The sequence below is a fragment of the Arthrobacter sp. JUb119 genome (genome assembly GCF_024807995.1).
Taxonomy (GTDB): domain Bacteria; phylum Actinomycetota; class Actinomycetes; order Actinomycetales; family Micrococcaceae; genus Glutamicibacter.
Window position 1 is genome coordinate 147,468 of the sequence record NZ_JANUFE010000008.1, and the last position, 23,323, is coordinate 170,790.

Here is a 23,323-nt window from a genome sequence, read left to right on the forward strand (position 1 = left end):
TTTCGCAGAGGACCTGCGGTGGGCTCGGGCGAGGGAATCCGCCTCAAAGGTGAGGGAACTTGTGAAGAGGGCTGCCGAGAAAGCCACGTCCATCGCCGTTACGTGGAAGCCCAGCATCTTCGATGAGCCAGCGGATACGCAAGACGAACCGGAATTCTATCCTATGGCATCGCGTGGTTTTTGTGTTGCCAGTCGCCTGCCTGGTACCTGGCACTTGGTGCCTGGTGGATGGGGGACGTATCATCGGGCGGGCTGCCGGCAAATCGGGCGGGCTGCCGGCAACGCGGCTGCCGGCGCCTTCCGCGGGGACAGGGGCCTTCTTTGGGGCAGGTCGCGGGGACGGTCGGCTGGTGGTACGTCCCCGGGTTTCCTTCAATGGCTGCTCTCGAAGGCCAGAATCTGGCTGCTACCGGGATCTGGTGGCGATGGGGGGCAGGTCGTCCTGGGCGCGGCCGCGGTGGTATGTCCCGGGGGCTGCTCACCTGGTGAGGATAGGCCTTCCCTGTTCTGGTACATGCCCAGGGGCCCAGAGTTCTCCAATGCGGGGCTTCCACTGCGGATCATGTGCGGCACTTTGTACCCACCGCGTTACTTGTGCAGAGGGTTGGGGCGCTTGCTGGGGTTGCTTGCCTCTCGGCCAGAGAACCTTCCTTCTCGCTGTGGCGCTCGCTGTTCAACGCTTGTCTCAGCATTTGCTGGGATTCAGCTAGTGGCTCGTCGGTTCTGCAGTCGGCATTCTGGACCGGGCGGGGTCGGAGAGCGATTCCGCGCTGCGCCTGGTCTCATGGTTTGGGCAGGGGTGCTGGATGGATCAACGTTCCTGTGGGTGATGGCTGGTAGGTTTCATCTCAAGCATCTGAATAAAGGAACTTGAAAGGGGAATGGCGATGCGTTGGGCATGGCTTGATGGTGTACAGCAGATCTACGCCTCGGACTTGCGAGAACAAGACCGCGAGCCCTATAGAGGGCGCTGGAGCTGTCTCGACCAGGATTGCGGAGCGCCAATGAGATGGCACATACGCTCCAAGAGCGGTGGTTCTGCCTACTTTTGGGGGCGCCACTCAGACCATTGCCGGTTTAGATTGAAGAGCGATGAGCAGATTGAACTGCAACGAGCTGTCGAAGAATTCAACGCTATCGCCAACACCGCGGACGAGCTGGTCATCCGTCTTGATCCTCTGCCCCAGAACCGGCCGGTCACCGACAACACCCCCGGGGCCACTGGATCACCGGGGCGGACCCACCGGCATCAAGGCGCTGACAGACAGCGGCGTGCAGGGTCGGTAGGCTACGGGCCTTTGCTGGGCATGCTGATCGATGACCCAGATTTCCGCCACAGCAGAAGGGCTTTAACGCTGAGCGATCGAACCCGCACGACGATCGCCGATGGTTGCGTTCACGTCGATGAATTCACCCTTAGAAGCACCACAATGATCCTCTGGGGACAGGTCCACCACGCACGAGGATATTTCCTGGATACCGGTTACGTGAATGAGAAAAAGCCTGCCGTCAGACTCCACAAAGAGGTGCTCGCCGAGCTGCTGCAAGCCAAGAACCTGGAAAGTATCAGCGACTTCAGCGGGTGGTACTTCATTGTCGAAGGCCACTTCCAGGAAAACGTTCAAGGCGCACCCTACATGTCGCTCGACAATGCCCAGAAGATCGCTTTTCTCCCACCCCAGATCTCAGCGAGCTAACCCGCAAAGGTTGGGGGGCATACCCAGCGAGGACCAGCCGGCGCCTTCCTGGACCAGGGACTCGCCCCCGGAGCTCTGAGCATGCTCCTTGGACGCTGGCTTCATGCCTTGCGCCGCCGTGTAACCGTTACCAGGAACTAACACAGTGAGGCCGTGGTGGCTTCACCACGGACTGGACGATGGGGCCCACGGTCTTGAAGCATAGGCGGCATGATGCGCTGCAGGCCGGTGGGGACATACCGTCATGCGGCGCTGTGGGAGTGGATCCACTCTTCGGGCGCCATCAACGAATCAGTTACTCGTTCGGCCGGGCCCGGCGGCTAGAAGTGATAGTACGTCCCTTTCCAGGCGCTGCCCCAGACATTGATCTCAGGCATACACGCCAAGGGCCGTGGGCAACAGTGGGTTAGCACCCCGAGGAACTGGTATCGATCAGGCACTGCCCTTGGCCTGCAGCTATGTTCTTTGGTTTCCTTCAGCAACAGAACCCCGACGACCACGGAAGATCTCTTCATCCTGGGACCCGCCCCGAGTGCGGTACGTCCCCCACCTGCCCCGTCTCATCTGCGCTCGCCGTCCTATCTCGCCTGGTAGCGAACGGATCTTGGGTAAGGCTGAACTGGCGGGGTGATGGTTCATGATTGGGATATCGATAGATCGCCGAAGCACTTGTGAAGTTTTTGAAAGGAACCGTAGATGGAGCAGCCTCAACTAGGAGTTCCGCCGCAGCCGTTTGTTTGCGATGGGCGGGTCGACCGGGAGAAACTCGTGGAGTTACTGGGGGCCCAGGCAGAGTTTTCTTCGCTTGATTTCAAGCGCAGCATCGACTTGAACGACAAGAGCAAGAAGCTGGAGTTCATCAAGGACTGCGCGGCCATGGGAAACCAGCCAGAGGGCGGTTACCTCGTGATAGGAGCTGAAGATAACGGCCGCCCTGTTGAGGGGACTGACTTCAGTGGTCAGAACCTCGATTCAGCAGCCCTTAAACAAGTAGTCGAAGGTTACGTGGATGGTCATATCGACGTCCGCTCGCAGATTCACACCATCACTCATGAGGGACGGTCATATCAGTTGGCGGTCATATACATTGCGCCCCCGCGCGATGGCTTTCCTTTGGTGACTAAAAAGCTAGGAGCAGTGCCTAATGGAAAGCCGATCTTCCAGCAAGGCGCGGTCTATACCCGGGAGGGTTCGCAGAACGTCCTTGCCTCCCATAAGACATGGGAGCAGATTCTGCATAAGCTGCAGCAACAGGTGCGCTCAGCAGCCCGCGCGGATGTCGATGAACTGATCCACCGGGTCGTGGCGCAAATGGGTGCTACAGGTCCTGCACATCCGGTAGCGCCTGACCTTGACATGGACCTACCGACTTTCACCGCGTCAGTACGAAAAGTCCTCGAAATTAATCAGTCGTCCATGCTTAAACGCGTGATTCTCACTGGAACCTCGGCTTACGAACAAGCCATCGAAGACGATGACCGCCGGGTTGAGATTCTCGATAAACTCACTGCTCTTGCCTGCGAAGCCTGCGTTTTTGATGACACTGACACCCTGATCAAAGTGACCGATGCGCTTTACAAGGCCTATCAACGCAATTACGAGAACGCGACGATCCTCAAATACAGCGCTATACGCTATGGTCTGGAAATCATCTCCAGAGTCATGGTCGTTGGATCTTTGGCGCTGAGAACCGAACACTATGAAGTTCTGCGCTCAATAGTGCTGCACCCCATCGGTACGTCCCCGTATGGGTATAAATCATGGATCCGCCACGGGCTCACCGAAGCATCCCGTGCCAACCTCTTTGACAACGACAAGGCTGGTGTTGGGATGATCTCTGCTGCTCGGCAGATCCTTGTAAACACACCCCAGTTGAGCCCGGACTACATGCCTAAGGAAGCATCGGTAGAAGATCAACTCGTATCGATCCCTGATGCATTACTTGACTCGCTGTTGCAGTTCGATTTCCTCTGGTGCTGCATAGCTCTTAATGAGAACCCTGGGAATGGCCACTATGAATTTTATCCGAGCTGCGCTGCCTACCGGCAGGATCGTATCCAGCCGATTCTCGAAAAGCTCGACGGGGAGGACGACACTTTCCGAACCCAGATTTTCGGGGATAACTCAGATGAACAAATCGCGGGGGTCATCAGCGAGGTCTATGATTTGGCCCGAAAGCAGTCTTTCAATTACGGCGGGTATTGGCCCAGTAGCGACCAGGCGTTTGGCGCTGGCTTTATTCAGAGCCAAATAAAACCGCCGTCATCCTCTTGGTAGATAACTTGCTATGCAACCAGCGGCCTTGATGCGCTGCCAGGCACGGCGGGGGACATACCTCCACAGCGGCGCCCGAAGAGTGGATCCGTGCTTCGGGCACCATCAACGAATCAGGTCTTCGCTCGACCATGTCCGGCGACTCGTCGATGGTCGGCCCTTTTCCAGATGCTGACCCCCGGAGGGCGATCTCAGGCACCTACCCCAGAGCTCAGCAAGCTAACCCGCTGCCAGCCAGCTGGGGGACGTACTGTCCGGCAAGTGATCTGCAGTAGGGCTGTCGGCGCCTTTCTTGAATGGAGCCCTTGCCCCCGGGGAGACAAGCGGTACGTCCTCGGCTTCCTTCAGCCGCAGCAAGAGAAGACCACGCAAGCCATCACCTGCCTGGGCTTCGTCCCGCAGGCGGCACGTCCCGCCATGACATCCACTGCACCTTGTTCCTTGGGCGCTCACCGTGTCGAGGGGTGGTGAGTCCGCTGTTGTGGTGCACTCGTCATAGCTGGTGTTTCCAGTGCTTTTCGCCGTTTTCGTTGCTTCGCCACTGTGGTTGTCGGTTGTGGTGGCTATAGTCGTCCTCATGAACTTGAGCATGGATGTCCCAGAGCTGACCGAACGGATCGCCAAGAAGCACGGGGAGAAGATCGAGGCGTTGTTCCGGAAGGTCACTGGACCCCAGGGGCATACCGGACCAGCAACAGTTGATGCCCCTTCGCGCCGAATTCCCGGTCTGGGACCAGTGAAGTCATTATGGGATCCCCTGGTCGATTTGACCTTGGGATCAGACATCTCTGATTTGTCGTGGCTGACCGAAGGCAAAGTGGCTGAGGGGACTTGCCTGACCTTGTCGATTGCGGGCCATCACCGCGTCACCGGCTCCAGAGTGCCGTTGCCCTCTGGGGAATGTGATGCGTGGCTGTGGGCGATTTACCCGCAGTGGGCCTCTGAAGCCTACCGGGCCGGGACGTTGAGCGGCGTTGACCAGCGGTTGACCACGGTGTATTACCGGGTGTTCTTTGATGCCGCGGGGGAGCCCATGCAAAAGCCTGAGCATTTCACTCATCCGGGCTTACGTCCGCTCAACGAACTGTAGAGACTTGGGATTTTCCTCAAGCGCGTGAGGGGGCATTATTATTTTCCGTGCAGGTTTTTGAATGGCCTGCATGCCTCCCGCAGCAGGTCACCTGATGGTGGGTCCGCTGTTCCTATAACCCAAGAAACCGGTAGGGATTCTAGGGCAACCCTTTCCAGCGAGGCAGAAAACTCATCAACGCAGGCTTAGCTCAGGTCCAATGGCACAAGGAAGGACGAAACCGAAGCGCCGGTATCCATCCTCAACACAAAGATCTACACACCGCGAGACAAGTTCACAAACCCAATGCCGGCTACCACTCACAACGCCTGTGAGGCTTATACCTCTTGGTGTTGTGTTTGTCTAACAACTTTCAACCCGTAGTATGGGATGAAAGTTGTAACAGGTGGTGAGCATGGATATTGATGTCGTTTCTCTTCTTAGGGAACTGGATTTCAGCATCGAAGAAGGCACGAGCGCCCGCTCTAGGGTGCTGCGCTCGCCGGATAACGCCATCTTCTTGATGTCGATGGTCCCTTCGGTGCAGCGGGTTACCGCTCATACATTGCGGAACTTTATTGCTCATCGCGGCTCTCCGGTACGTCCCTTGTTTATCGGCTGCACGGCTACCGATAGCGTGATTGAGCAAGCACGAGAAGGTCAGGTGGATGTGCTCACGCAGCAGCCGCTGCAATTGATTCTCAAAGGGACAGTTTTCACTCCCGAAGTCGAACAATCGACTCCCATTCAGCGTCAAGCAGCTTCCGGCAGAAAAGCGTGGGGGCGTTGGGCCATTGAGCGGTGCCTCCTGCTGGCTGATACACCCCTGCACCAGTCGGAGATCGCCGAGTATGCGGGAGTGAGCCAGCAGATGGTCTCTCGTGTCTGCAAAGACCTCGGCTCCTTGGCCACCCACACTGTTGATGGGGTGGAAACCCTGGAGCCGGTCAAGCTGCTGGAGCGCTGGAGGGCGCATTACCCCGGGGCTGGTGGGCAGCAATTCGGCTGGTACAGCCTCGACCCTATCGTTGAGCAAACCCTGAACGCTGTAGAAGAGGCTCGACTGCTTGATGCGAACCCTCTCGTGAGCGGGGATGTGGCGGCGGACCGGCTGATGCCGTGGAAACTGCCGACCCGAGGCCGGATCTACGTCGACAGTCCTGTCGACTTGGCCGGCTGCGGCTTTGTCCCTGCCCCGTTGGAGGAAGCCACGCTGATTACTTGCATCCCCGAGGACCCCACTGTGTGGCGGTTGACCTGGATCGGCGCCTTCGCCATTCATGAGGACATGGATCTTGCTGATGCTGTCTTGGTCTACTGGGACGTTTTGAACAGCAACGATATCGACAGCCACGAAGCAGCAGAACACCTTGCCGCTCTGATCACCACAACTCTTTCGCTATGACCGATCCGCACAAAATCTATACCCTGTCCACGAGCAATGCTGACGACCTGGGATATCGAGGACAAAAAGCGGTCGCGGAGGCAGCCGAAGGCAACGACTACCGCATCGTCGGTGGGCACATGGTCCGCCTGCTTTTGCATGTCTACCCCACGACCAATGCTATTGCCAGGTCCACGGTAGATGCCGACACCGCCATCGGCAGCCTGGAAATCGCCGCTCCCATGGCACAAAACTTCCTCGCACAGAACTTCACCAAGAAAGGCGGGAACCTGTTCTATCAGGACATCGCCCCTGAACAACGAGTGGAAATCAACTTGCTCGCCCCACGCACCGGACCCGCCCCAGGCATTCGACCTCAAACGGTTCCCGGTGTGGGCCAAATCGATACCCTCCCAGAGCTGGACTACATTTTCCATTACGATCCGCTCATCGTGGATGTCGAAGTGGATCTCTATAACGGTGAAAAGCTGTCCTATCAGACGCGCATCCCCAACCTCGAAGAAACACTCGTGCTCAAAGCATTCGCATGGAAAGAGCGGGTCATGGGCAAGGACCTCGCGGATCTTCACACGCTGCTGGAAATCCGTGAAGCCCATCCAGAGGCGCCGTGGCGCTTGAACGAACCGCACCTCATTGGTTTCCGCAAGGACACGGTGCGCGTACTGCAACCGCTGGTGAAGGAACTCTCCAAGAAGCTCACCCCTTTCCCGGTCCCGGATACCGTGGACAAGCGTCGCTGCGCTGCGCTCATAAGCAAGCATTGCACCCCAGAGTAGAAGAAGGTTCCGAACCAGGCAGGGGCCCGCAGCCGGACCCTGTCTGGCGCCGTGTGGGGGACGTACCATCACTCGGCCGCCTGGCAGTGAGGATGAGCCGGCGCCCATCGTAACCAGGCCCCGTCTTGCCGGCAGGTGGTACGTCTCCTAGCACCCCACACTTTTCGCCCGCCCCGAAAACGCCTTGCGGGCCCATAAGCGAAGGCATGCCGTAACTGCGCGCTACCAGACTGGCAGAGACCAGGGCGCAGCAGCCCGGAATCGCAGGACACACCCACTCAGCCCCTCGCGAGGTAGAAGAAACCACATCGATGAGCGTCACCACTGCTCGGCCCACCGACAGCGCTCGCCGTGTACCCGCTACCAGGAACAGGCACAGTGAGGCCGTGGTGTCTTCACCATGGATCGGCCGATGGGCAGGCGCGGGTTCTGGCGGGCAGGCGGCCTTGCTGTGCTGCCGGCTGGTGGGGACATACCGCCATGCGGCGCCCGAAGAGTGGATCCACTCATCTGGCGTCATCAACGAACCAGATCTTCGCTCGACCAGGTCCGGCTACTCGTGGACGGTAGGTCCCTTTCCAGACGCTGCCCCCGGGCACAGGTCTCAGGCATCCACGCCAGAACTCAGCAGGCTAACCCGCTGCAAGCTGGAGGACATACCATCAGGCGGGCGGCGGCAGATTCGGCCGGCGCATCTCATGAGTGAGGCCCTAGCCCCCGGCGGTACGTCCCGCCACTGTAACCGCCACTGCTGCCTCGTGCGCTCGCCGTGGGCTCAAGTTTCTTGCGCATGATGAGGGAGGCGGTGAGCAACGGGGAATTGCGTCATCAGGCAGGCCGCCTATGCGGTATTTGAGTGCCCGCCGCGACACCGGGCGGTGTCCGGTCCGGACGAACACACTGACCAGTTCTCCGCTCCGATGCACGGTGAGGGCAGGGATATATACTCTCGTTATGCAGCTACCTGACATCAACTATCTCGCTGTTATCGCAGCGACGGTTTCGAGCATGCTCGTAGGCTTCGTCTTCTATCATCCGAAGGTGCTGGGCACTGCATGGATGCGCGCAGTCGGACACGATGAATCCTCTCTCAACGGCGGATCGCCGCTGCTCTATGCGGTCCCCGCCATCGGCAGCTTCCTGACCGCCTGGGTGCTCGCTGGCGCGGCATGGCTGTCGTTCTCGTTCTACGGCAGATCGTTCTTCGCCAACGCCCTGATCGGCTCGATCATACTGTTCGTAGGATTCACGGCTACCCGCATCGTCGTGCATGACGCATTCGATCCGCGCAAGTTCGCGGCGACTGGTTTCACCGTGCTCAACGAGGCGATCACAATCATTGTCATGGCGATCATCATCGGCGTCTGGCCGCCGGCATGAGCGCCAATAAGATCGTGGTCGAGCAGCAGATCAAGGCCACGCCATCGGCAGTCTGGAACGTTCTGACCAACCTCGAAGAGGCAAAGGCCTTGCTGCCGGGCGTGACCGGGATCGAGCATCTTGCTGGACCCGCCTATGGTGTCGGAACCCGCTGGCGGGAAACTCGCAAGATGTTCGGCACCGAAGCGAGCGAAGTGATGGAGGTGGTTGCCGTTGACCCGGAACGCTCGACCGAACTCACCGCTGAATCGCACGGGATGCGCTACACAACAGGGTTCGAGATCACGCCGACGGCAACGGGATGCTCGCTGACCATGCGCTTTTGTGGAGAGCAACAGAGGGCAAACTTCGCACAGCGCCTGATCGGTGCCATTATGGCGCCTCTTGGCAGGGCAGTCACGAAACGGGCGATGCGGCAAGACCTGGCTGCGATCGCCATCGCCGCCGAATCTGCATCCGCTTAGAGCAACGTGATCCCGGTCTTCTTGGACCCAGGCCAGGAATGAGGCCATCATGGGACCTGCCTGGCCGTGGCATCTTGCTGTAGCTCCCAGTCGCTCTAAAACGCGGGTTACTGTGCTGAGGATTCAAAGACCGCGAATCATGCTCAAACGTCTGGCAAGACGGTAAGGCGCGGGCCAATGAGATTGCTGAGTATGGGTAAGCCACTCAGTGGCAGGTGCCACTCGGACAAGTTTGCGTGGTGCTATGTTGCAGGTGGAGTGACGAGTACCAGATCGCGGGGGACAACATCGTCACGGACGCGGAGCTCTGGAAGCTCGGAGCCTTCCAACGATGCCAACTTCATACGGGTTTTCGCCTGGTTCAGTGAAGTTTCCAGCGATTGAGCAGACGCAATCGCAGAGTAGAACGCTGAAGCGAAAATAATCGCTGAACTGTCGTTGATGCTTTCAGACATCCCGATCACTGCTGGCACCGTATAGAGGATCTCATCGGCGCCTGCAAGGCTTTCGCAGGCGTTGAGGACAAGGAGCCGCGGCGGATCGTCAGTGTCGCCGAGGACCTGCGCGAAGAGCTCGAAGGTGATTCCTTTGCCCTCATTGCTGCCAGTTTCATTCTCTAGGAGGAGGCCTTCAAAGTTGGCATGGCCGGAGAAATGGACGATGTGTGGCCGGTGGTCATTGAGTCCGTCAATCAGGTCGCCAGCGGTGGCAGCGGGTAGGTGTTCAACTTCCACGAGGTCGCGGTATTTCGTGCCACGCAGAGCTTTGCGAACTTCGCGAACTTCTCTATCCACGCGTAGCCATGTCCCATACCGTTGTTCAGTGCCGTCCGGCAGAACAAGAGTTTCTTCGGTGGCTTCGGGATTCGCGGTGAGATAGAGGACCCGCAGCTTTTCTGGCTCTGGCGGACGCACCTGGACAAAACGAATTTCCGAACGCGGAGTGGAGAGCCGGGATACTTCCCGGGCGTGCGCCAGTTCTTCGCGCCGTCGCTGAGCGTCGGCCTGCTTTTGCTTGGAAGCGGCACTGCGGGTTTCACTGGTTTCAGCGGAGCGCAGCGAGGCTTTTTTAGTTGCTATGGTTTTCTCCACAGCAGCTGCATCTTTTCGAGCTTTCGCAATCTTGGCTTCTGCGGCCGCCACTTTCTTGTCCTCTCGTTCCGCTGCGGACGATGCACTGCGGGCAGTAGAGGGACTCTTGGACCGTGCTGCCTGGTCACGCTTTCTTCGGGAAGCTTCACGCGCTGTAGCCGCGTCTTTTTCAGCCTTCGCAATATCGGAGGACAAGGTACTTTTACGCGTTTGTAAACGAGCGATCTCCGAACGGAGTGAGTCACTTCGAGCCATGGTCTTGCCTTTCTTGTTAATGAAAGATCCCGCCGGCTCGTCCTCAGGACATTCACCACCTGGCAGGAGTTTCGCACCTTGGGGTCATCGTACTGAAGCGCCCTGACATTTTGTCCTAGAGATGCTTCGAAGTGAGCTTCTGTGCCTGGTGCGTTTGGCGAGTGCATGCCGCCTTGCCCGAGCGCTGTGGCAGATCCGATCGGAGTCTTTCTGCAGATGCCAGGTCTGGCAGCTGCAACAGGAACTTTCGGTGGCATCAACCTCAATATAAGAACAAGGATCGAGGTCTACCGCTCCAAGCAAGATCACCGTCCGTTCAGCCCAGCGTCCAGTTGGGGGAGGCGAAGCCGGCGCTGGGGGACATACCATCACGCAGCCGCCTGCAGCGAGGACCAGCCGGCGCCTTCCTCGACCAAGGACTCGGTCCGGAGCTCTGAGCATGCTCCTTGGACGCTGGCTTCATGCCTTGCGCTCGCCGTGTACCCGCTACCAGGATCTAACGCAGTGAGGCCGTGGTGGCTTCACCATGGACTGGACGATGGGGCAACCGCGGTCTTGAAGTACCGGAGGCCTTGATGCGCTGCAGACCGGTGGGGACATACCGTCATGTAGCGCTGCGGGAGTGGATCTACGCTTCGGGCGCTATCAACGAATCAGGTCCTCGTTCGACCAGGTCCGGCTACTTGTCGATGTTAGGTCTCTTTCCAGGCGCTGCCCCCAGACGTTGATCTCAGGCATCCACCCCAGAATTCAGCAAGCTAACCCGCTGCAGGCTGGGGACATACCCTCGGCGGGCTGCCGGCAGCGAGGGCCGGCCGGCGCATCTCATGAGTGAGATCCTAGCCCCCGGCGGTGCGTTCTTTGGTTTCCTTCGGCTGTAGAACCCTGACGGTCGCGGAAGGCCTCTTCCTCCTGGAACCCGTCCTGTGGGCGGTACGTCCCCCACCTGCCCCGTCTCATCTGCGCTCGCCGTGCTATCTCGCTTGGTAGCGAACGGATCTTGGGTGAGGCTGAACTGGCGGGGTGATGGTTCATGATTGATATATCGGTAGATCGCCGAAGCACTGGTGCAGTTTTTGAAAGGACTCGTAGATGGAGCAGTCGCCACTTGGAGTTCCGCCGCAGCCGTTTGTTTGTGATGGGCGGGTCGACCGGGAGAAACTTCTGGAGTTACTGGGGGCCCAGGCAGAGTTTTCTTCGCTTGATTTCAAACGCACCATCGATTTGAACGACAAGATCAAGAAGTTGGAGTTCATCAAGGACTGCGCGGCGATGGGAAACCAGCCAGAGGGCGGTTACCTCGTGATAGGAGCTGAGGATAATGGTCGCCCTGCTGAAGGGACGGATTTCTGTGGTCAGAGCCTCGATTCAGCAACCCTGAAAGATGCTGTCGCAGGTTACGTGGATGGACATATCGATATCCGTTCGCAGGCTCACACCATTACTCATGAGGGGCGCTCATATCAGCTGGCGGTGATCTACATTGCGCCCCCGCGTGATGGCTTCCCGCTGGTGAACCGTCCCGGAAATTACGCCGCCAGTTTACTGGCGGCTTCATCGGGTAACGAGCCGCTCATTTCATCATAATAGAGTTCTTCAAATTCAACCGGAGCCCGATATCCGAGGGTCGAGTGCAACCGGTCGTTGTTGTACCAGTGCACCCATTCCACGACCACGTCATCCACGTCCGCCTTGGTAGCCAAGACTCCAGTGCGGAACGGTGAATCCTTAGCAACCGCCTCGTTCTTGAACAACCCCATCACCGTTTCGGCGGCCGCGTTGTCGAATGCGTCCCCAATCGTTCCGATCGACGGCACCAGCCCCTCCATCGCCAGCGTCTGCGTGTACCTCTGAGAGGTATATTCACTATCCGCATCTGAATGGTGGATGGTGCCAAAGGCCGATCTCACATGCGCTTTTTGCTCAATCCGGCGTTGCCATAGGGCCAGTTGGAGAGCTTCCTCCACAAACTCGGTGTCATGCGAGGTCGACGAAGCCCAGGACAAGATCCGGCGTGAGAACAAATCGATCACGAAGGACACATAGGCGAACCCGCCACGAATCGGAACATAAGTGAAATCAGTGACCCACACCTTGTTAGGTGCATCAGTATAGAAGTTCCGATTCAATAGATCTTTCGCCCGGATTTTATCTTTAGCGCGGATCGTTGTAGTCGTTCTCCGACCCCGCACCAGCCCATTCATCCCAGCCACACGCATCAGCCGATCCACGGTGTGTTTTGAGATGTCAGGGAAGCCGTTGCGCTGCAACCAGACCAGCATTTTCCTCCGCCCATAAAGAACCTCGGGCTTCGGTCTCCCCGTCTTTTCATCAGGTTTCTGCAGGTCATGAAGAACGTTCAAAATGAGTGCGTCCGTGACGACCCGTGGTGCTGGTTCAGCTGCTTTCCAACTGCGATACGTGCGGGCAGAAACCTTCAGGCCCTGAGTATTCAGGGCATCACAGATCTGCTGGACTGCGTAGCCGTGTTCGCGTTGCTGGTCGATGAACTCGGTGATTAGTGCCGGCGAGGGTCCAGCTCCCTCGCGAAGAAAATCGCTGATGCCTTCAAGATGTCGTTGGCTTCTTCAAGGTCCCGGACCTTGGCTTTCAACGCTTTGATCTCGGCGAGTTCTTCGCTGGTCGGTCCGGTTCGTTCACCGGAATCAACCTGGGCTTGGAGCACCCAGCGGCGCAGGGTTTCTTTACCGACGTTCAGCTTTGGAGCCATGTCATTGCAGGCTGCGTAGACCGACTTATAGCGGTCAAGTCGTTCCATGATGTAGTCCACTGCGCGGGCTTTGACTTCGGGGGGTGTACTGCTTGGGCATGCTTTCCATTCTCTCAATAGAAAGCGGCATAAAACCCGGGACGATTCAAAATGGTACTTTTGTTCCAGCTACTTGGTGTCAAATCTCGGCACCCTCACGTTGGATGAGATCCGCTATGGCGCCGACTACCCCGGCATGCGCCTGCACGTGAATGGCTCCATCGCCACCTGGAATGGCGTGACCTCCTGGGATGTTTCTACGGATGACCCGATCGTCCCAGGTCCCAGGTCTCAGGAAACTGATCTTGGAGCGGATCCTGGGAGAGCCACTGATACTAGTTGGTTATGCGCCGGAATCGACCGTGGTTGAAAAAAGGGGGTGCCCCTGTGTAAAAAGTGAAGCTATTTTCAGCTCTGGCATGTCATAAAGTGAGCCGTCTCGGATCATGGCAAATAGTACTGTGAGTCGTCGGTGGGCTAACGCGATGAGTGCTTGGTTATGCCGCTTCCCCTGAGCCCGTTTCCGGTCATATATGCCGCTTCCCCTGAGCCCGTTTCCGGTCATAGTAGTCCCGACTGGTCGGATCAAAACGGATGGACGCAAACGCTGAGAGGAAGAGGGCTCGTTTCAAGCGTTTGTTGCCTGAATGACTTACGCGTTCGGACTTGATCGATGTCCCTGATTGACGCGTGGTTGGTGCCAGACCGGCGTAGGAGGACAACGCTGCGGCGCTGGTGAAGGTCTTGCCGGAGGTCTCGGCGATGATGATCGCTGGGGTCCTGACGGCGACCCCTGGCATGGATGTCAGGACCGAGTAAAGAGGGTGAGCCTCCACCAGGGTTTCCAAGTGCGTGGCTACATCTACCCGCGGGGCGTGCAACGAGATTAGTTGCCGGGCCAGGTGAGGGATCACCAGTCCAGCAGCATCGGTGCCGACCACGACCACTGTTTGCTCATCGAGCGCGTCCATGATGGCTACGGCCCAGGCAGTGTGCCGGCGGGCACCGTATTTCTTCAGCTTCGCGTCGATCCGCGCTTTGCCGGCATGCTTCAGTTGTGCTGGAGTGGGCCAGATAGCGAGGATTTCAAGGACGGCGTCGTGTTCCAGCCACGGGCCGAGGATACGTTCGAGTGGCGGGTGGATTTGGGTGAATAGCCCGCGGATCCGGTTGCTGGTCTGGGTGATCTGCCGTGCCAGGTCCAGGTCGAATCCGGTGAGCATGCCCAGGGTTGCTTCGTCCTCGTCGGAGACTCGGATGCTGCGCAAGGTGTGTGGCATGGTGCGTGCCGCGTCGGCGATGATGAAGGCGTCTTTTTCGTCGGTTTTCGCCGAGCCAGGATACATGTCTGCGATACGGCGCATCGAGAGCCCGGGCAGATAGGCCACCGGAATATCGAGGTTCTGAGCGACAACAACGGCCAGCGCGCCGATGGTGGCGGGTTGGTCCACGACTACCAGAACCTGTCCTTGAGCTAGAAGCTTTTGATACGCGGCGGTGAGTTTGGCTTCGTCGTTGGGCAGGGTTTTGTTCCAGATTCTGGTGCCGTCTTGGATGACGGCGCAGGCCCAGTGGTCGGTTTTGCCGACGTCGAGGCCGAGGAAGATCTGGATGTCTTCGGTTTTCATGACCGGTGCTCCTTTGGACCGATTAATTGTTCAAGGTCGGCCAACCGTCGGTAGCAAAGTCTTACATTCACGTTACGACTGGCGTCCGTTTTTGGCGCCGTGCCTCTAATCAGCAATCACCTTGCTGCCATCCAATCCCCGTGGCAACACCCCGGACTATTGGATAAGCAGGGGCAAGACACCATGCCGGGATTGGTCGGCCGACAGTCCCTATGATCCTCTTTTAGGGCTGTCAACAAGATAACGGGGTTCCGCACACATGAGGCCCATGCAGGCAAAATCAGGGAAAGCCAAGCTGCGCCACCGGCAGATGCCTCCATCAGGCATCACCAGGCGGACGTTCAACGGGAGGCCGGTGAAGGACTGGTTCATGTTCGGGTCCGATCCATTGCCGCACCGCCAGGTTCGCCGAATCGAGAAGCGGCTGCTCGCCCAGGGCATCGCGCCGGAACCGAATTACCGGGAAGGAAAAACCTACCGGGACTGAAGTCGAGGTTCTCGCCGCGCTCCGCACACATGGGCAAGATGGATACTGAATTCACTAATCATCGACGTTCGGAGCAGGAATAAATGCTGGGATGGGAAAGCAACCGCATTGCTGCCTATGAAAACATGGTGGCTGACATTCGCACGCTCATACACGACCATGTATGGGAACCCAGCGAAGTCAACCAGGAGCTGCTGGGCATCATGGACACAGCAAGCAGGCCGCAGGTCGAGCATGTCGAATCGGCTCAAGCTGCTTCACCACCAGCCAGTCCGTCTGGACGGCACCGGACCGAGACGAAAGTCGTGGCACGCTGGTTGTGGGACCGCGACCTGACCCCGGAGCAGGTTGAAGGCAAGGTCAAGGATGCGCTCCAGGAGCTGGGGCTGAGTCACGACGACTCCGCATCCATCCTGCCTCTGGCCGCCGAGCTCCTGGAAAAACAGACGGCACGTGCCCCCTCGCCAACCCCGATGATCCAAAGTTCGAACGGCGGAAAATGGGCGACCGTGACAGGTGGCTGACTGCTCGCAGCGAAGAGCCGTCCCCAGAGCAAATCGCGCATGATGGCCGTCCATCATCCAGCGGAGCCCAGCCTGACAGCAGCCCTGCTGACCCTTTCCGCCAGGGGACGGTCGCGACCTCGAATCGCAGAGCGAAGGCCAAGCTTCTGGCACGCTGGCTGTGGGATCGGGATATCGATGGAGCAACGGTTCTCGGCTTCACCGATAAATACCGACGGGTCATCGCCAGAGAGGCGGGCGTGAACCCTCCATCGACCTTGGAAACATGGGAGATCGCTGATGACCTAATGGCTAAGATGGAGATCAAGCTTAAAGCCGACCCAAGACTTCCTGCGGTGAAACGGCATCATCTGGACGAGCGCAGCCAGTGGGCCACCGACCCGCACTGGTGAAACCCCTTCCTTGACCTGCGAACATGAGCTGGCACGGCTATCAAGAAGTAGTTCAATCGCTGGATTCACAATTCAGATTGTGACAAGCCGAGTTAATATTCTCAGCCAATGCAATTTATCCAACATAGTTGAAAACAGAAGGGAAACCTCGAATTGTTGCAAGAATACAGCGCATGGATGGCAGGCAAAAGAATTTTTCCCTTGTCACCTCTAACTTGAAGTTTGACTTTCACCTCGAGAAATGATGAATATCTCATCATGAAAGTAAAAATCTATAAATCAGGAATCACGCTCCTGACGTCACTCGCGCTGGTGGTTTCCAGTTTGGGCGTGTTCGCGGCTCCGTCGTACGCGGCACCGTCAAATTCGGAAAAGAAGGCCGCTGAGCGCCAAATCACCGAAAACGTTGACTCCACCATGGAGTTCACGACCACGCGCAGCGGCCAGGTCTACTTCGACATTGCGAAGGCCAAGGCAGCCGGCGCTGACGCCGAGACGCTGGAGGTCGGGCAGCTGCTAAACGAATACAGCGCGGCACAATCGGCCCCGGCCGGAGGCGTGACGACCTACGGCATGCCCCTCTGGGGCAATTGGTGCGGCCCTGGCCACGGCGGCGGACGCGCGGTGGATACTCTCGACTCGCTCTGCCGCACGCACGACCGTTGTTACGGCTCCCGCGGATACTTCGCGTGCTCGTGCGACCGCAATTTGGTCTCAGGCATCAAGAGGAACGCATACAAGATGGGCGGCAAGGAACGTGCCATGGCCAGCGCAGTCAGCGTGTACTTCACCTATTCGTTCTGCAATCCTTTCAAGTAGACCTCAATTGACGATTAGAAAGTGGTTCACCAATGACCGAGGCAGTAAGCAAGCGACGTCAGTGCCCTGCAGGTACTTGGATCAGCATAGCGCTCGTGCTCCTTTCAATGCTGGCGCTCGTCGACTGGACGAATTCCGGTGAAGCGAAGCCGCTCTGGATGTTCTTCCTTCCGATCCTGTTCGGCCTCATCGGCAGCGGTATCGCACTGGCGAAGCGGGCGTATTTGTGGGCGGTGATCTCAATCGCGTTCGGTGTGCTGTCGCTGCAGATCATGAACGTCGTCATCACCTTGTTGCAAGGTCCATAAAAAGCAATGGGGATTATCGGAATTCCGAGCAGCCGGCCCTTTTAAGGGGTTAGCGTTTCCGTATTCTGGTTCTATTCACAGTGGCAAGTGGCAAGTGGCAAGTGGCAAGTGGCAAGCAGCGCCGCTATCAATGGCACGGAGACCGTCCCCTGTATTGATCTCGCACAGATGCACCAGAAAGCGAATCTGCTCTGTGTCGGTGTTCATGGTTCTGGTTATTGATGCCATGGCGATGGTCTGATGACCTCGTCGAGTTGAGCGCTGATGCGAAATGCCCTGCCTTTGTCGGCGGGGCGTTTCATTTCTGAGAAATGCATTCACTTTTGTTTTTTATCCTGAAAACGGCGGGAAATCCTTCCAAGACGGGCCCCTCGTCTTCACTGAATTCGGAGGGCTTTGGTTTCTGGTCTTGAACGCGCTGGTCACTCCCGTCACGGGGCCATGACTGGGTGGCGACAGAACTATGGCATTGGACACGCTGGCAAATTTACGTGCCATCTTCAGCAGAAATCCAGAGATGAAGCAGATGTTGTTCCGTTCGAGGCCGGCTTACACATCGATCTAAGGACCATGTCCGAGTGCATCTTCAACAGGGGCTGAGTGTGGAATCCTGGCGGTTCACGGCCGGAAGGAAACACGCCACACCGAACATCACTCAGGGAGTTAGATGTGTTCATCGGTCTTTTGACCTGGCGTGAGCATCGGCTACATCGGTTTCGTTCTTGATTGCCCGGTCAAAATCGACGTTTTTGAAATCAGACTAGCCCAGATTTTCCATCAGTCATCTGACGGCCGCCAAAATCCGATACCAAGGGGTTCTCGGCGGCCGTTCCTGACTCTGCCCATACCAAATAGCGCCTTGACGCACCGGCGCTGGGTGCCGGGCTCCACGCACCCGGACCAAACGGAGTCCTTTCATAATTTCAGAAGCAACAGATCAACCACCAGTTCAGGCCGTGAGCTCACCGTGGCGCCATCGCTGGAACAACGTACCGATGCCTTCTTGCAGCTGGCATAACAGCTGCGCTTCAGGCGCCTTCTCAGGGATCAGAAGCCGGCGTTGCCGGCCGCCAGAGACGACTTTCCCAGCCATCGAAAACAGCCGGTACCGCCACCGCTTCAAATCCCAGACCGAAGCCTCATGGCCACTAGGCAACACCGCCAGCTGCAGCCACGACACCAGATTCAGTGCGAACATCGCCAAGTCCGCCCACGCCTGGTTCGCGGTAAAAGACCAATACGGCAACTTGCCCAACCCCGCGCTCTTCAGCGTTTTGATCCTGTTCTCGCACCGGCCACGGGCCCGGTGCCGGGCATCGAGGAACGCCACGTTGCACCGCGGACTATTGGTCAAGAACGCAGTCACCCTGTTCCCGTCGGTATCGAACAAGGTCGCTTTCGCTCCGGGATGCAACGGTTCAGCCCGCAGGTAGTCCTTCAATTCGATCACCTTGGACGCGTCGATCACCCGCGCATCATCACGCTGGTCACCGTCAGCGGTCAGCGCTGGTTCCCAGTACTTCTTCTCATCGATCCACCGGATGAACCGCTCTTTGAGCACCGGCAGCGAGTACGAGGTGGAGAATTGGACCCCCAGCGAATCCAGGTGATGCAAGAACTCACGTGAAGATCCGGCGCTATCGGTGCGGACCAGGATCTTCTCTCCATACAGGTTTCCGTGCTCGTCGTAGAAATCATCAGGTAGTTGGGCCAATGCTTGGTTGAGCACCTCGATATGCGAGGCGGCGGAGTTCGCTCCCCGATTGCCCGGGCGCAACTGCACCGCGAGGACTTCGCCGGTGCCGTGGGCTTTGCCGTAGTCAGCCATGGCGATCATCGGTGAAAAACCGTACCCGCCTTTATATGTTCCGGCACTGTTCTCTTTGTCGGAGTGCACGTGCACCAGGGAGGCGTCGATGTCGATGACCAGCGGGTTCGCTGGCGTAGCCAACTGGGCGGGGTTCCGTGGTCCGGCTGCCGCCCAAACTTTGGGTCACAGGCTGCGGGTCATGGTGGCGAAGCCATGGGCGAAAGCTTCGGGCTGTTCCTTGAACCGTCGCATGAATCTGCTGACCGTCGCATCAGACGCCACGAGTCCGAAGAGCTCTGGTGCGGCGCGTAGCTGGTCAATATCGGTGGCTTGCTGCCCGCCAGCGGCCAGGGACAAGGCCAGCGCGCCAAGGATCTTGCCTGGACTGTGGATCGCGGTGGCTGGCACGAACTGGCTGAACCGGTCCTCGCAAAGCTGGCGGAAGTCCAGGGCGTTCAGAAAGTTGGTGAGTACCGACAACCCAGCATGGGAGACGAGGGCTTGGCCGGTGGGTTGGGTCGGTAGGGCAGGGAAAACGTGGGTAGAATGGTTCACAGAAAAGGTGATCCTTTGAACGGGGTGGATGATGATTAGACACCACTATTTTCCCAGTTCAGGTCACCTTTTCTTCTTTTGAGTCAGTTAATGACTGTCGCCTTCATGAAATACCCGGGCTAGCTTCCCGTACCGGCAGCACTCCAGGAATTCGACCTATCAACGTCCCTGGCGTGGGGCAGATTGATACTCTGACCGAGCTGAACTATATTTTCCTCTACGCACCGCTCATCATTGATGTTGAAACGTACTTGGGCAATGGTGAAATCCTGACCTATAGGACTAAGGTCCCAAATCTTGAAGAGGCATTGGTCCTTAAAGCGTTCGCTTGGAATGAGCGAAGCGCAGAAAATGATCTCGCAGACCTTCAGACGTTACTTGAGATTCGTGAAGCTCACCCAAAAACCCCGTGGCGTCTGAACGAGCTGAACGTTATTGGTTTCCGTAAAGATACAGTGCAGATACTGCAGCCCCTTACGCAGTCTCTCACTAAGAAACGCGTGCCATTCCCTATTCCCAACACAGTCGACAAGCGCCGCTTAGCTGCACTCATTCGCAAGCACTGCACCCCAGGATAAGAATCCTGTTTAGGCGTAAAGTACCTTAGCCGGTGCGGCCAGGCATCGTGGGGGACATACCATCATGCGGCCGCCTGGCAGAGCGAGGATGAGTCGGCGCCCTTCTTCGTCCATCGATCGCTTGCGGCACTCGACGGTACGTCCCGCTCTTCCCAGCCGGCGCTCGCCGTCCTCTCGCACCGACTCGTTTGCACTCCGAGTTCAAGTGGCGGCGCCTTCCGGGCGCATCAGGCTACTTCGGTTCAAAGAGAGGCTATCCAGTGCGCCGACGGGTGTTTTAGGGTGGCAGAGAACAAGGCAGTCCGGATCGCTGGCTTTTGACTGTGCTTTGCTGTCCGCCTTACCCCTTGGTGAAAGAGAACGAAGTTATGGCCACCGTGATTGTCCATGCCACCATCACTCTCGATGGATTCCTCGCCGATGCTGATGGCGGAGTGGATTGGATGTTTGGCCATCCCTCCGCGCCGGAAGATGATGAGGTCGTTGCCTCGGTCATGGGGAAGATCGGAGCTATTGTCGGCGGAGCAAATCAAACGCAGACGATCCAGGACGGTGAAATCCCTTATGGAGGGATGCTTCAGGTTCCGGTGTATCTGATGACCCATGCAGCCGCTGAGCCGGTGGAACGAGACGGCATCACCTATACCTTCGTGGTCGATGACATTGCTGGGGCCGTGGAATCCGCCAAACGGGATGCACAAGACGGCTTTGTCAGTTTGCTGGGCGGGAAGATATCGCGGCAGTGTCTAGCTTTGGGACTGGTCGACGAGCTGCATCTTGATATCGCCCCAGTATTGCTTGGCAACGGCATTTCCCTGTTTGAAGGTTTAGGGCAACATATCGAGCTGGAACGGGCGGAAACTTCAGCGTTCGCAAGCGAAGTACACCTGGTGTACCGGGTACTTCACTAGGTCCCCGTCTCCTGGTACCCCAGACAGGCGACGCCGCCTTACGCATGGCCATCATGATGCTCTGACCCGCAGCTTGAAGACCCTGGTGGGGGACATACTGCCACACGGCCTTCTGGCAGCGAGGGCCGGCCAGCGCCTCTCATCAGTGAGGTCCCCCTGGCGGTACGTCCTTGGCCCTCTTTCAACAGCAGAACCCTCGACGACCACTCCAAGCCCCTCTGCGCCCGGGCGTCATTTCACTCCTCCTTGGGCGTTCATCTTCACGGAAGGCGTCTCCAGCCTGGGACCCGGACCGAGGGCGGTACGTCCCGCTGCTGCAGCCATTGCTCCTTGTGCCTCAGCGCTCGCCGGAGCGAGTTCGTCCCCAGGGGCGGCTACGGAGCGAGCACCAGTTTCCCGCCATCATGTTGCAGGGCAGGAGCTTGAAAGTGTGATAACAGCACTTATTTTGGTGGTAAATCAGTGGTAAGGTTGTGTTGCCGGAGAGATGCCGGTGAAAAAGGCAAGAGGCCTATGTTCAGAAGCACAGAGGTGCAAGGAAAAGGATCTACAGATGGGAATCACACCGACTATAGGGACGGTTCATGCGGAAACGTCCCGCATGGACTTCCGTGAGATCGTGCGGAGGCTGAATGCGTCCCTCGGGGCTGCAATGGTTTCCGCGTTAGCGGGCGCCAAGGACCCCAAGGCAAGCTACCGCTGGCAAAAGGAGAATGGAACGATCCCTTCGGATGCGTCCCAGGCTCGCATTCTGCTGGCCCACCGTGCGTGGATGATGGTCTCCGACGTTGACGGAGAACAGGTAGCTCGCCAGTGGTTCCTTGGTGCCAACCCCTGGCTCGACGAAATTTCACCCGTCGAAGCCATTCACCAAGATCGGTTCAAGGCTGTGATCGACGCAGCCGAAGCCATGTCCTCAGGAGGTTACAACGGATAATGAGCAGCGCATTGGAAGAAGCGGACGGCCAGCCAAGCATCGTGCGAGCACCACTGGCTGGCTTTCGCATCGCAGCTGAAAGCTACGGTGCGCTTAATCCCCCGCAACGGGGCTACTTCTTCCCCGATGACGTCGGAGTGTGGAACAGGTATGACACCACTGGGCGGACGTTGTACGCAGCGTCCACGCGCCTCGGCGCATTTACCGAATGCCTCTACGGGTACCGAATAGACAGGGGAGCTCGCACGGCCATCGACTTCATGGCTGGGCAGTTCGGCATCACCTGGGAGGAGGCCCACACTCTCTATCTCGAGGAACAGCGAGAGCTCGGGCACGAAGGACCTGGAACGTTTCCCAAAAACTGGCGTGAAGGACGACGGATCTACGAACTGGCCAGCAAGGAAGGCCTTGTCTGGTTCGACCTGGGCACAGCGCATTCGCTGGCCTATATCGATCGGAACTTTGGCCCCGAAATCGCCAAAACCTGCGGTGTGAAAGCCGTGGACCTATCCCACCTGCTCGGAGCAGATCGCAAACTGACCACCTTGATTTCCACGAGATTGCGCAACCTGCGGCTCGCTGACGGCGGCTTCGCTGACGGGATCCGCTTCACTTCCCGACACGGCATTGGCACTTGCTGGGCGTTTTGGATGCGACGCACCGATGACGGGCTGGACAACGACCTGGTTTTCGCGGGCGAGGGCCTGGAAATACCTGCAGATGATCCAGATCTGCTGGATGTTTCCCAACGGTTCAATATCCGCTTCAGCTAGATTTTCCGGAACCTATCCTGCACGCCCTGACCAAGGCAGAACTGCAGGATAGGTTCTTCAGCGCATCCGTGGTTTTCCTAGCCAGGATCCCGGCAGTCCAGAGGCTGCCGTCCGGGGACGTACCACCAAGCAGGCCGTCTGCCGGCGCTTTCGTCTCCCTTGGGCCCGGGAGTTTTTACTGGGTGAGCTCTTAACTTCAAGGCGGGTACCTGGGCATCGTCAGCTGGGGGTACGTCGCTGGGTTTCCTGCGTCGCTGGGCGTCCTTCACAGGCTGCTCTTGAAGGTCAGAACCTGGGTGCGGCCGCGATGGTATGTCCCCGGGGTGGCTCACCTGGTGAGGGAATTCCTTCTTCGACCTGGCTCACGCCCAGGGCCCAGTGTTCTCCAGCGCGGACCAGGCGCGGTACCTTGTGCTCACC

The 23,323-nt window shown here is 58.1% G+C and carries 20 protein-coding genes and 2 pseudogenes; 17 read left to right on the top strand and 5 right to left on the bottom strand.

Annotated features, from left to right (window positions below):
- Positions 1-881 precede the first annotated feature (881 nt).
- From M2368_RS17555 to M2368_RS17585, 7 genes are all read left to right on the top strand, one after another.
- Complete coding sequence (locus M2368_RS17555) at positions 882-1,697, top strand: hypothetical protein (RefSeq protein WP_166650839.1); 816 nt, start codon at positions 882-884, stop codon at positions 1,695-1,697.
- A gap of 696 nt (positions 1,698-2,393) precedes the next feature.
- A complete protein-coding gene (locus M2368_RS17560) occupies positions 2,394-3,974 on the top strand; it encodes an AlbA family DNA-binding domain-containing protein (protein WP_133834634.1) in 1,581 nt (526 codons plus the stop codon).
- Between the two features lie 574 nt (positions 3,975-4,548).
- The gene (locus M2368_RS17565) at positions 4,549-5,061 is read left to right on the top strand and encodes a hypothetical protein (protein ID WP_133834635.1); all 513 of its coding nucleotides are present in this window, start codon (positions 4,549-4,551) and stop codon (positions 5,059-5,061) included.
- 394 nt (positions 5,062-5,455) lie between these two features.
- Complete coding sequence (locus M2368_RS17570) at positions 5,456-6,445, top strand: hypothetical protein (protein WP_133834636.1); 990 nt, start codon at positions 5,456-5,458, stop codon at positions 6,443-6,445.
- Positions 6,442-7,221, top strand: a complete 780-nt coding sequence (locus tag M2368_RS17575; protein ID WP_133834637.1) for a nucleotidyl transferase AbiEii/AbiGii toxin family protein — start codon at positions 6,442-6,444, stop codon at positions 7,219-7,221. Before M2368_RS17570 ends, M2368_RS17575 begins: the two co-directional genes overlap by 4 nt.
- 954 nt (positions 7,222-8,175) lie before the next feature.
- A complete protein-coding gene (locus M2368_RS17580; RefSeq protein WP_133834638.1) occupies positions 8,176-8,601 on the top strand; it encodes a DUF1761 domain-containing protein in 426 nt (141 codons plus the stop codon).
- The gene (locus M2368_RS17585; protein ID WP_133834639.1) at positions 8,598-9,065 is read left to right on the top strand and encodes an SRPBCC family protein; all 468 of its coding nucleotides are present in this window, start codon (positions 8,598-8,600) and stop codon (positions 9,063-9,065) included. Before M2368_RS17580 ends, M2368_RS17585 begins: the two co-directional genes overlap by 4 nt.
- Before the next feature lie 242 nt (positions 9,066-9,307).
- Here the strand turns inward: M2368_RS17585 and M2368_RS17590 are convergent, their stop codons facing one another.
- The gene (locus tag M2368_RS17590; protein ID WP_208294282.1) at positions 9,308-10,207 is read right to left on the bottom strand and encodes a CHAT domain-containing protein; all 900 of its coding nucleotides are present in this window, start codon (positions 10,205-10,207) and stop codon (positions 9,308-9,310) included.
- A gap of 1,296 nt (positions 10,208-11,503) precedes the next feature.
- On the opposite strand from M2368_RS17590, the gene M2368_RS17595 reads away from it, so the two are divergent.
- Positions 11,504-11,998: an AlbA family DNA-binding domain-containing protein gene (locus M2368_RS17595; protein WP_133834641.1), complete on the top strand. Its 495-nt coding sequence runs from the start codon at positions 11,504-11,506 to the stop codon at positions 11,996-11,998.
- Here the strand turns inward: M2368_RS17595 and M2368_RS17600 are convergent.
- From M2368_RS17600 to M2368_RS17610, 3 genes and pseudogenes are all read right to left on the bottom strand, one after another.
- On the bottom strand, positions 11,941-12,975 hold the full coding sequence (locus M2368_RS17600; protein WP_133834642.1) for an IS3 family transposase: 1,035 nt from the start codon (positions 12,973-12,975) through the stop codon (positions 11,941-11,943). The genes M2368_RS17595 and M2368_RS17600 overlap by 58 nt on opposite strands.
- A complete protein-coding gene (locus M2368_RS17605) occupies positions 12,930-13,190 on the bottom strand; it encodes a hypothetical protein (protein ID WP_133834643.1) in 261 nt (86 codons plus the stop codon). Before M2368_RS17605 ends, M2368_RS17600 begins: the two co-directional genes overlap by 46 nt.
- Before the next feature lie 334 nt (positions 13,191-13,524).
- Positions 13,525-14,809, bottom strand: a pseudogene (locus M2368_RS17610) (IS110 family RNA-guided transposase).
- Positions 14,810-15,077: 268 nt separating this feature from the next.
- On the opposite strand from M2368_RS17610, the gene M2368_RS17615 reads away from it, so the two are divergent.
- The 5 genes from M2368_RS17615 to M2368_RS17635 all read left to right on the top strand — a co-directional run bounded on the left by M2368_RS17615 (position 15,078) and on the right by M2368_RS17635 (position 17,339).
- Positions 15,078-15,296: a hypothetical protein gene (locus M2368_RS17615; protein ID WP_133834644.1), complete on the top strand. Its 219-nt coding sequence runs from the start codon at positions 15,078-15,080 to the stop codon at positions 15,294-15,296.
- A gap of 83 nt (positions 15,297-15,379) precedes the next feature.
- Entirely contained in the window at positions 15,380-15,820 is a 441-nt protein-coding gene (locus M2368_RS17620; protein WP_133834645.1) for a hypothetical protein, read from the top strand.
- Complete coding sequence (locus tag M2368_RS17625) at positions 15,796-16,212, top strand: hypothetical protein (protein ID WP_133834646.1); 417 nt, start codon at positions 15,796-15,798, stop codon at positions 16,210-16,212. The genes M2368_RS17620 and M2368_RS17625 overlap by 25 nt, the downstream gene beginning before the upstream one ends.
- 258 nt (positions 16,213-16,470) lie before the next feature.
- On the top strand, positions 16,471-17,031 hold the full coding sequence (locus M2368_RS17630; protein WP_133834647.1) for a phospholipase A2 family protein: 561 nt from the start codon (positions 16,471-16,473) through the stop codon (positions 17,029-17,031).
- A 32-nt stretch (positions 17,032-17,063) separates the two neighbouring features.
- On the top strand, positions 17,064-17,339 hold the full coding sequence (locus tag M2368_RS17635) for a hypothetical protein (protein ID WP_133834648.1): 276 nt from the start codon (positions 17,064-17,066) through the stop codon (positions 17,337-17,339).
- A 949-nt stretch (positions 17,340-18,288) separates the two neighbouring features.
- Here the strand turns inward: M2368_RS17635 and M2368_RS17640 are convergent.
- A pseudogene (locus tag M2368_RS17640) lies at positions 18,289-19,704 on the bottom strand (IS1380 family transposase).
- 173 nt (positions 19,705-19,877) lie between these two features.
- Between M2368_RS17640 and M2368_RS17645 the strand changes: the two are divergent.
- The 4 genes from M2368_RS17645 to M2368_RS17660 all read left to right on the top strand — a co-directional run bounded on the left by M2368_RS17645 (position 19,878) and on the right by M2368_RS17660 (position 22,903).
- Positions 19,878-20,282, top strand: a complete 405-nt coding sequence (locus M2368_RS17645) for a hypothetical protein (RefSeq protein ID WP_133834649.1) — start codon at positions 19,878-19,880, stop codon at positions 20,280-20,282.
- Between the two features lie 368 nt (positions 20,283-20,650).
- Entirely contained in the window at positions 20,651-21,193 is a 543-nt protein-coding gene (locus M2368_RS17650; RefSeq protein WP_133834650.1) for a dihydrofolate reductase family protein, read from the top strand.
- 553 nt (positions 21,194-21,746) lie between these two features.
- Positions 21,747-22,130, top strand: a complete 384-nt coding sequence (locus tag M2368_RS17655) for a hypothetical protein (RefSeq protein ID WP_133834651.1) — start codon at positions 21,747-21,749, stop codon at positions 22,128-22,130.
- Entirely contained in the window at positions 22,130-22,903 is a 774-nt protein-coding gene (locus M2368_RS17660) for a hypothetical protein (protein ID WP_133834652.1), read from the top strand. The genes M2368_RS17655 and M2368_RS17660 overlap by 1 nt, the downstream gene beginning before the upstream one ends.
- The last annotated feature ends 420 nt before the right edge of the window (positions 22,904-23,323 follow it).